The organism is Arthrobacter sp. HMWF013 (assembly GCF_003061105.1).
In the GTDB taxonomy this organism is placed as follows: domain Bacteria; phylum Actinomycetota; class Actinomycetes; order Actinomycetales; family Micrococcaceae; genus Arthrobacter.
Genome location: NZ_QAIQ01000264.1, coordinates 1 through 9,785 on the forward strand (window position 1 = coordinate 1; position 9,785 = coordinate 9,785).

Sequence of the window (9,785 nt, forward strand, 5' to 3'; positions counted from 1 at the left end):
GTCCGGTACTCGGGGTGCAGCGGCAGGGCCACCTTGTACACCTTGGCCAGGGCGTACACCGGCGAGCGCCTGGCGGCGTCGATCCAGTCCTCCGGGATGTTCTGCGCCCGCGCCTCGGCCTGGACTTCCGGATCGTTCGGGTCAAGCAGCACATCCATCTGGGCGTCGTAGAGCTCCTGCGGGTCGGTGACCGACGCTGCCGCGGTGACGGCGTCGGCGTCGTACAAAAACAGCCCCAGGTACCGCAGCCTGCCCACGCAGGTCTCCGAGCAGACCGTCGGCAGGCCCACCTCCACCCGCGGGTAGCAGAAGGTGCACTTCTCGGCCTTGCCGGTTTTGTGGTTGAAGTAGATCTTCTTGTACGGGCAGCCGGTGACGCACTGCCGCCAGCCGCGGCACTTGTCCTGGTCCACCAGGACTATCCCGTCCTCCACCCGCTTGTAGATGGCACCGGAGGGGCAGGATGCCATGCAGGACGGGTTCAGGCAGTGTTCGCAGATCCGCGGCAGGTAGAACATGAAGGTCTGCTCGTAGGCGAACTTGATCTTGTCCTCGGATTCGCGCCGGACCTTCTCCACGATCGGGTCCAGGTGCCCGTACTCGGTGGAACCGCCCAGGTCATCGTCCCAGTTCGCCGACCACGTGATCTTGGTGTCCTCGCCGGTGATCAGCGACTTGGGCCGGGCCACCGGGAAGTCGTCGCCCAGCGGGGCGTCCACCAGCGTTTTGTAGTCGTAGGTCCACGGCTCGTAGTAGTCCTTGAGCTCGGGCTGGACCGGGCTGGCGAAGATCCCCAAGAGCTTCTTCACCCGGCCGCCGGCCTTGAGGACCAGCTTGCCGCGCTTGTTCAGCACCCAGCCGCCCTGCCACTTCTCCTGGTCCTCGTAGCGGCGCGGATACCCCTGCCCGGGGCGGGTTTCGACGTTGTTGAACCAGACGTATTCGGTGCCTGCACGGTTGGTCCAGGCCTGCTTGCAGGTCACGGAACAGGTGTGGCAGCCGATGCATTTGTCCAGGTTCATGACCATGCCCATTTGAGCCATAACACGCATCAGTACTGCACCTCCTGGGAACGACGGCGGACGGTGGCAACCATGTCGCGCTGGTTTCCGGTGGGGCCCAGGTAGTTGAACGCGTAGGCCTGCTGGGCGTAGCCGCCGATGAGGTGGGAGGGTTTGACGAGGAGCCGGGTCACGGAGTTGTGGATGCCGCCGCGCCGTCCGGTGGCCTCGGACTTCGGCACGTCAATGGTGCGTTCCTGGGCGTGGTGGACGTAGACAATGCCGGCCGGCATCCGGTGGCTGACGATTGCCCGGGCCACCAGGACGCCGTTGATGTTCAGGCATTCCACCCAGTCGTTGTCCCTGACCTTGATGGACTCGGCATCGGCGGGACTCATCCAGACTGTCGGCCCGCCGCGGGAGAGCGAGAGCATCAGCAGGTTGTCCTGGTACTCGGAGTGGATGGACCACTTGGAGTGCGGCGTCAGGTAGCGGACCACCACCTCCAGCTGCCCGTCCCGGCCCAGCTTGGGCTCGCCGAAGAGCCGGTGCATGTCCAGCGGCGGGCGGTAGATCGGCAGCCCTTCGCCGATGTCGGTCATCCAGTCGTGGTCGAGGAAGAAGTGCATCCTGCCGGTCAGCGTGTGGAAAGGCTTGAGCCGTTCGATGTTGATGGTGAACGGGGCGTACCGGCGGCCGCCCGTTTCGGAGCCTGACCATTCCGGCGAGGTGATCACCGGGACCGGGCCCGCCTGGGTCTGGGCGAAGGTGATGAACTTTTCCTCGGAGCCCTCGGACAGGTCCGCGAGCTTCCGGCCGGTGCGGATTTCCAGGTCCTTGAAGCCCTGCACGGACAGTGCCCCGTTGGTGGTGCCGGAGAACGCCAGGATGGCCTCGGCCATTTTCGCGTCGGTGTCCATCGCGGGCCTGCCGTCCGCGGCGCCGCCGAGCATCACACCGTTGGAGCGGCTGAGCCGGTCCAGCGGGCCGGCGAGTTTGTAGGTGACGTTCTTGACGGTGAAGCCCAGTTTGTCAGCCAGCGGTCCGACGGCGGCCAGTTTGTCTGCGATGGCCGTGTAGTCCCGCTCCACCACCGAGAAGACGGGCATGTTCTGGCCGGGAACCGCGGGGATGCCGGTCTCCCGCCAGTCCCGGACGATCCCGCCGGGCTGGGCGAGCTGGCCGGGGGTGTCATGCTGCAGCGGCACGCTCACCAGGTCCCGGCGGACGCCCAGGTGGGTTTTGGCGAGCCGGGAGAATTCGCGCGCCAGCAGGTGGAAGGTGTCGAAGTCGGTTTTGGTCTCCCACGGCGGGTCGATCGCCGGGCTGAAGGCGTGCACAAACGGGTGCATGTCTGTGGAGGAGAGGTCATGTTTCTCGTACCAGGTTGCTGCCGGGAAGACGACGTCGGAGAGCAGCGTGGTGGAGGTCATCCTGAAATCGGCGGAGACCAGCAGGTCCAGTTTTCCTTCCGGCGCCTGCTCGTGCCACTTCACGCTGGTGGGTTTGAGCCCCTCGGCGTGGTCCTTGCCCAGGACGTTGTTGTGGGTGCCGAGCAGGTTACGGAGGAAGTACTCGTTGCCTTTCGCGGAGGAGCCGAACAGGTTGGAGCGCCAGAGCACCAGGGTCCGCGGCCAGTTCTCCGGGGCGTCCACGTCCTCGATGGCCGGGTTCAGGGTGCGGTTCTTGAGTGCCTCCGCGATGTAGCTGGGCGTGTCCTTCGCGGACCCGGCGATGACGGCGGCCTCCGCCTCGTCCGCAAGGTCCAGCGGGTTCCGGTCGAACTGGGGATAAAACGGCATCCAGCCCAGCCGCGCGGACTGGGCCAGCGCATCCGCGGTGTGCAGGCCGTCCAGCGCTCCGGTGGAGAGCGGGGATTTCAGCGCATCGGCGGAGTAGCCGTCCTGCCGCCACTGGTCCGTATGCATGTACCAGTAGCCGGTGCCGATCATGGTCCGCGGCGGCCGGGACCAGTCCAGCGCATTGGCCAGCGAGAGCCAGCCGGTGACCGGCCGGGTCTTTTCCTGCCCCACGTAATGCGCCCAGCCGCCGCCGTTGCGGCCCATGCAGCCGGTCAGCATCACCAGCGCCAGGACGGCCCGGTAGGTGGTGTCGCCGTGGAACCACTGGCAGATCCCGGCGCCCATGATGATCATCGACCGGCCTTTGGACTCTTCGGCATTGCGGGCGAACTCGCGCGCCACCCTGATGCAGGCCTGCGCGGGCACGCTGGTGATCTCCTCCTGCCAGGCCGGGGTGTAGGGCGTGGTGGCGTCGTTGTAGCCCGCTGCCCACTGCCCCGGGAGCCCCTCGCGGCCCACGCCGTACTGGGCGAGCATCAGGTCGAACACGGTGGTGACAAGCTGGCCCTCCACCTGAAGGACGGGCACACCGCGGCGGAGTACGCTGCCCGTGCCGTCAGCCTGTTCGAAGCAGGGAAGCAGGATCTCGGCGCTCTCACCGGTGACGTCGCGCAGCGACAACGCCGGGTCGATTCCCTCGAGGTCAAGGTTCCACTTGCCCTCGCCGCTGCCGGAATAGCGGAACCCCATGGAACCGTTCGGCACCACGGGTCGCCCGGTCTTTTTGTCGAACAGCACGGTGCGGAACGCCGCGTCCTCAGCACCGGACTCTCCCGGGATATCCGCCGCGGTGAGGAATTTCGACGGCGTCAGCGCGCCGTCGTCGGTCTTCACCAGCCTGACCAGGAACGGCAGGTCCGTGTACTGGCGGACGTAGTCGGTGAAAAACGGCACGTCGCGGTCCACGAAGAATTCCTTGAGCATGACGTGGCCCATGGCCATGGCGAGCGCGGCGTCGGTGCCGGCCTGGGCGGGGAGCCATTCGTCGGCGAACTTGGTATTGTCCGCGTAGTCCGGGCTGACCGTGACCACCTTGGTGCCGCGGTACCGGACCTCCGCCATCCAGTGTGCATCCGGAGTGCGGGTGACCGGGACGTTTGAACCCCACATCATCAGATAGCGGGCATCCCACCAGTCCCCCGATTCCGGGACGTCGGTCTGGTCCCCGAAAACCTGGGGACTGGCGACGGGGAGGTCTGCGTACCAGTCGTAGAAGGACGTCATCACCCCGCCGATCAGCTGGATGAAGCGGGTGCCCACAGCGTGAGAGACCATGGACATCGCCGGGATCGGGGAGAAGCCGGCACAGCGGTCCGGACCGTAGGTCTTAATGGTGTTCACGTGGGCGGCGGCGGCGATCTCGATTGCCTCCTGCCACGAGACGCGGACCAGGCCGCCCTTGCCGCGGGCCTGCTGGTAGCGGCGGCGCCGCTCCGGGTCCGCCGCGATCTCCGCGAAAGCGAGGACCGGGTCGCCGAGCCGGGCCTTTGCCTCCCGGTACATCTCCACCAGGACGCCGCGGGCGTAGGGGAACCGGACGCGGGTGGGTGAGTAGGTGTACCAGGAAAAGGCTGCCCCCCGGGGGCAGCCTCGTGGTTCGTATTCAGGACTGTCCGGCCCCACCGAGGGGTAATCCGTCTGCTGGGATTCCCAGGTGATGATGCCGTCTTTGACGTACACCTTCCAGGAGCAGGAGCCGGTGCAGTTCACCCCGTGGGTGGACCGGACCACCTTGTCATGGCTCCAGCGGTCGCGGTAGAAGATGTCGCCCTTGCGGCCGCCTTCCCGGAACACCGCCCTGCCATCGTCTGTCTGGTCCCATTTGGTGAAGAACCGGCCCAGCTTGAGCATTGCGTCAGAGGCGGGTCCGTCTAACCCCGCGTTGGGTCCAGCAGCCATGGGCCCCACGCTAGGGAGGGGTACCCTCTGCCGACAGTGCCGGATGGCCCTACCCGGCAGTTGGAACATCGGTGGTCAGAACATCGGTGGTCAGAACATCGGCAGGAAGAAGCCGGCGATCAGTGCCGCGGCGCCGATCCCGGTGAGGACACGCCCAAGCACGACGGCGGTGCGCCCCACCGATTCGGGCGCTGCGGTCTGCCACTGGGTGGGGCGCTTGGGGTGGTAGTAGATCGGCAGCGTGTCACCGACGGCCAGGTCCCTGATGTCATGCGGAGACATGGGCGCGTGGTGGACCTGGAATTTGCGGTCAAACCAGCGGAAACCCGTCCCGCTGGCATCCGCATAGACCACGGCCTCCGCCACAGTCCAGGGGTGCACAAAACGCCGGAGGATGCCCGCATAAAAGAGCAGGGCAAGCCCCGCAGGAAGGGTCAGCCAGGTCAGCATTTCCAGGATGGGACCTGCCATGTCGAGCGCAGTGGGCATGGTCAAGATGCTACCGGTGGTTGGTTGCCGTCAGGAGTCCGTGGCGTTGGTGAGCCAGTGTTCATGTGCAGGAAACGTCCGGTCAGTGACGGCTGGCGGCGCACGTCGGAAAGTGACTCGTTAACGTGCCGGAAACAAATCGGTCACGTGATCTTCACGCAATGGCTCTCGGCGTAACCTCACCGCAACTTAGCGATGTGTTTTCCGAAACACGGGACCGCAAATATTGAGCAGGGGGAATGCGTGGGCCGCAGTGGATTGTCCCGTATTTCAGGCTCAATACGCGAAGGGACCCGCAGGTGGAAATCACTGCGCAACACGTCTGGCTGATGGTTTCGGCCGCAATGGTTTTGTTCATGACCCCTGGCCTCGGCCTGTTCTACGGCGGCATGACCCGGGCCAAGGCGGCCCTGAACATGATCCTGATGAGCTTCATCTCAGCAGGCATCGTCGGAGTCGTCTGGGTCCTGTGGGGCTACTCGATGACCACCGGCGACGGCGTCCTGGGCATCTTCGGCAATCCCTTTGCCAACTTCGGGCTGCAGGCCATCATGGGCTCCCCGGACCTCATCAAGGCCGGCTTCAGCGCCACCTTCGCCATCGTCACCGTTGCCCTGATCAGCGGCGCGATCGCAGACCGGGCCAAGTTCAGCGCCTGGGCCGTTTTTGTGCCGCTGTGGGTAACGCTGGTGTACTGCCCGCTCGCCTATATGATCTGGGGCGGCGGGCTCATGAGCGCCGGCGGCGCCATCACCGAAGCCTTTGGCCAGGTCATCGACTTCGCCGGCGGGGCCGTCGTCGAAATCAGCTCCGGAACAGCGGCCCTGGTCCTTGCCATGATCGTCGGCCAGCGCCACGGCTTCGCGAAAGACCCCAACCACCGCCCCCACAATGTCCCCTTCATCATGCTTGGTGCGGCCATCCTGTGGTTCGGCTGGTTCGGCTTCAATGGCGGCGCCGCCTCCACAGCGGAGCAGGCCGGCCTGATCTGGATCAACACCCTGGTGACTCCTGCCGCGGCCATGCTCAGCTGGCTGGTCACGGAGAAGATCCGTCACGGGCACCCCACATCCCTGGGTGCGGCCTCGGGCGTGGTTGCCGGCCTGGTGGCCATCACCCCGTCCTGCGCCAACATCAGCCCGGTGGCCGCGATCGGCCTCGGCCTGGTGGCCGGCGCAGCATGTGCCGTGTTTGTGGACCTCAAATACCGCTTCGGGCTGGACGATTCCCTGGATGTGGTGGGGGTGCACCTCGGCGCCGGCCTGATCGGCACGCTGTCCCCGGGCTTTATCGCCCTTCCCGTGGACGGCCAGGGCGGCGGCCTCTTCTACGGCGGCGGCATGCAGCAACTGATTGCGCAGACCGCCGCGGTGACGGTCACCGTGCTCCTGTCCGGCATCGTGACCCTGGTGATCGGCAAGGCCATCAACCGGTTCATAGGGTTCCGCGTCAGCCATGAAGCGGAGACCGTGGGCGTGGACCTGTCACAGCACGCCGAGACCGCCTATGCCTTCGGCGAGATTCTGGCTGGACATTTCAGCCCCGCGGTACACACGCAGCCTGCGCCGGAACGTCAGGCTCAGTCGGCCAGTATCCGGTAGAGCGCACGGCGCGTCTCGTCCAGCTTTTCCACTGCGGCGGCCCGCTGCTCTTCGGTGGCGGCCGTCCGGAACTGGTGAAGGACGCCCATCAGCTTCCCAATGCTCTGGTGAAACGCCGGCCCGGAACCTTCCGCCTCGGTGTTCCACGCGTTCTCCAGCTGCTCCGCATGCTCGGCGACGTACGCCTTGCCTGCATCGGTGAGGGTGAAGTCGGTCCGCCGGCCCTCGCCGATGGGTTCGATGAGTTCCTCATCCACCAACTGCTGGAGCGTCGGGTAGATGGAGCCCGGGCTGGGCCGCCATGCACCGGAGGTCTTTTCCGCGATGGTCTTGATCAGCCCGTATCCGTTGGACGGAGCCTCGGCAAGAAGCGAGAGGATCGCCCACCTCACGTCGCCCCTGCTGGCCCGCCGCGGACCTGGCCCGAAGCCGGGACCAAAACCTCCTCCCGGTCCAAAACCCGGGCCGAACCCGCCTGGGCCAAAGCCAGGGCCAAACCCGCCACCGCGGTGACCGTGCGGTCCGCGATGCCCCCGGCCGCGGCCGAAACGTCCGCGCCCGAACTCGGGTTCCAAATTCTTTTCGTCGTGAATGCCCTTCATGGTGCTATTCCTTTCAAAGGGGTGGATCCAAGGTATTGAATCCAGTCGGCGATCTATTCACCGATAGTTAACGATATATCGGTAACTATCGGTTAAACAAGAGGCGGCCGGCAATCTACCCGGGAAAATCTCGGCTTGGCATCACTTGATCCAGCATCTGGAGGAAGCAGGTCCTGCGGCGTATCCTGTTCACACGTCGCTAGCTGAAGGCTGGACAATGGCGCAGACAACGAAGCGGAAGCGCGGTCACCGCGTGGCAGCGGCCCTGGGCAGGGTGCTGGGATACTTCACTGCGAGCGCACTGTGCGGCGTTCTGGCCGCCACCCTGATAGCACCGGCGGTTGCGGCCGTGGGGTATGGCGTCAGCAACTCCATCACGTTCTTCGACAAACTGCCGGAGGAACTCACGGTGGCGCCGCCGTCGCAGTCCACGAAGGTCCTGACCTCGGACGACCAGCTGATCGCGACGTTTTTTGCAGAAAACCGCGTGAAGGTCCCCCTGGACCAGATGTCCCCCTACGTCCGCGACGCCATCGTTGCCATCGAGGACAGCCGGTACTACGACCACGCCGGCATCGACCCCCAGAGCATCCTCCGGGCGGCCATCTCCAATATGACCAGCAGCGGGCGCCAGGGTGCGTCCACCATCACCCAGCAGTACGTCACCAACGTGATCAACGAGTCGTTCCTGTCCAAGGACCGGCCGGACGAGGTAATCCTCAGCGGCCAGAAGAGCGTGGGCGACAAACTCCGCGAAATGAAGCTGGCCATCGCGCTGGAGAAGCAGTTCAGCAAGGACCAGATCCTCGAGGGCTACCTGAACATCGTGTTCTTCAACAGGGACGCCTACGGCATCGAGGCCGCCGCCCGGTACTTCTTCAGCTCAACTGCCAAGGACCTCACCCTGCCGCAGGCGGCCCTCCTGGCAGGACTAGTGAACAGCCCAAGCTTTTATAACCCGGCAGTGAACCCGGAAAAGTCGATCGCCCGCCGCAACCAGGTCCTCGGGGAAATGCTCGTCCTGCGCAAGATCACCCAGGCCCAGCACGACGAAGCCGTGGCGACGCCCATCGAACTCAAACTGAACCCGGCGAGGCAGGGCTGTGCGAATGCGGCCATGGCGCCGTACTTCTGCGACTACATCTCGCACCTCATCCTGAACAACCCGGCGTTCGGGAACAGCCTGATCGACCGCGAACGCCTCCTCTACCGTGGCGGCCTGACCATCAAGACCACGCTGGACAGCCGCCTGCAGACGGCAGCGCAGGGACAGGTTGACGGCACCGCGGGACCGAATCCTGACAAATGGGCTGCGGCGCTGGTGACGGTGCAGCCCGGAACCGGCCGGATCCTGGCGATGGCGCAGAACACCGTGTTCCTCCCGGAAGAGGGAAAGTTTGACACGCAGCTGAACTTCAATGTCGATTCGCGGGACCCTCAGGGCAACGACCTCAACGGCGCGGGAGGTTTCCAGCCCGGGTCCACCATGAAGCCGTTCACGTTCGCGGAGTGGCTGAACGAGGGCAAGTCGATGACCGCGGTTGTGGACGCTTCCCGGCGGGTCTACCCGCTGGGATTCCCCTGGCGTTCCAGTTGCGGGAAGGTCCTGGGTGCGTACAGCACGGCGCAGAACAACCCGGAACTGGGCGCCGCCGATGACCTGCAGAACGCCGATGAGGGTTACTACCGTCCCATGCCGGTCAACTACGGCCTCTACAACTCCATCAACACGGCCACCTTCGCATCGGCCGCGCAGCTGGACTTCTGCGGCATCCAGAAGATGGTGGACGCCGTCGGCCTGCACAGCGGGCTGGACGGCGCCCAGATCAACATGCACCAGCTGGGCAACCTCCTGGGTGCCATCGGGGTGGCGCCACTGCATCTGGCCAATGCCTTTGCAACCTTCGCCAATGATGGCCGCTACTGCTCACCGATTGCCCTGCTGGAGGTCAAGGACGTCAACGGCGGCACCCTTCCTGCGCAGGCCCCCGAGTGCCGCGACGCCGTGAAACCGGACGTGGCGCGCGGGGTCAACGCGGTCCTCCAGGATGTCATGAAGGTGGGGTCCGGCGTGTGGATCAACCCCAAGGTCCACACCGTGGTTCCCGTGGCCGCCAAGACCGGCACCTCCAACAACAACGGCGCCACCTGGGTGGCCGGGTACACCTCGGGCCTGGCCACCGCTTCCTTCTTCGGCGACGCCCTCGAGGGGCAGAAACGCCCGGGCCAGAACGTCACCATCAACGGAACGTTCTATCCCCGCCTGGACGGCTACATGATTGCCGGTCCGCAGTGGGCCAACTACATGCTGCAGGTTGCGCAGCTCTACCC

The 9,785-nt window shown here is 65.4% G+C and carries 6 protein-coding genes; 2 read left to right on the forward strand and 4 right to left on the reverse strand.

Features of this window, described 5'->3' with window-relative positions; genetic code table 11:
- The 3 genes from narH to DBR22_RS10540 all read right to left on the reverse strand — a co-directional run.
- Positions 1-1,052 (reverse strand): nitrate reductase subunit beta (narH, locus tag DBR22_RS10530; RefSeq protein ID WP_108598980.1); only part of this gene is annotated, 1,052 nt, incomplete at its 3' end.
- Positions 1,052-4,762: a nitrate reductase subunit alpha gene (locus DBR22_RS10535; RefSeq protein WP_108598975.1), complete on the reverse strand. Its 3,711-nt coding sequence runs from the start codon at positions 4,760-4,762 to the stop codon at positions 1,052-1,054. The genes DBR22_RS10535 and narH, both read right to left, overlap by 1 nt.
- Positions 4,763-4,852: 90 nt before the next feature.
- Positions 4,853-5,251, reverse strand: a complete 399-nt coding sequence (locus DBR22_RS10540) for a hypothetical protein (protein ID WP_108598976.1) — start codon at positions 5,249-5,251, stop codon at positions 4,853-4,855.
- A 299-nt stretch (positions 5,252-5,550) separates the two neighbouring features.
- On the opposite strand from DBR22_RS10540, the gene DBR22_RS10545 reads away from it, so the two are divergent.
- Positions 5,551-6,852 (forward strand): ammonium transporter, encoded by a 1,302-nt coding sequence (locus tag DBR22_RS10545; RefSeq protein ID WP_181365124.1) that lies wholly within the window; start codon positions 5,551-5,553, stop codon positions 6,850-6,852.
- Here DBR22_RS10545 and DBR22_RS10550 read toward each other — a convergent pair.
- Positions 6,831-7,454 (reverse strand): PadR family transcriptional regulator, encoded by a 624-nt coding sequence (locus DBR22_RS10550; RefSeq protein WP_108598978.1) that lies wholly within the window; start codon positions 7,452-7,454, stop codon positions 6,831-6,833. The genes DBR22_RS10545 and DBR22_RS10550 overlap by 22 nt on opposite strands.
- A gap of 217 nt (positions 7,455-7,671) precedes the next feature.
- On the opposite strand from DBR22_RS10550, the gene DBR22_RS10555 reads away from it, so the two are divergent.
- On the forward strand, positions 7,672-9,785 hold a 2,114-nt coding region (locus DBR22_RS10555), incomplete at its 3' end, for a transglycosylase domain-containing protein (RefSeq protein WP_108598979.1).

Coding starts and splice junctions, on each gene's coding strand:
- DBR22_RS10535 (WP_108598975.1), bottom strand. CDS start 4,762: ATGGCTGCTGGACCCAACGCGGGGTTAGACGGACCCGCCTCTGACGCA.
- DBR22_RS10540 (WP_108598976.1), bottom strand. CDS start 5,251: ATGCCCACTGCGCTCGACATGGCAGGTCCCATCCTGGAAATGCTGACC.
- DBR22_RS10550 (WP_108598978.1), bottom strand. CDS start 7,454: ATGAAGGGCATTCACGACGAAAAGAATTTGGAACCCGAGTTCGGGCGC.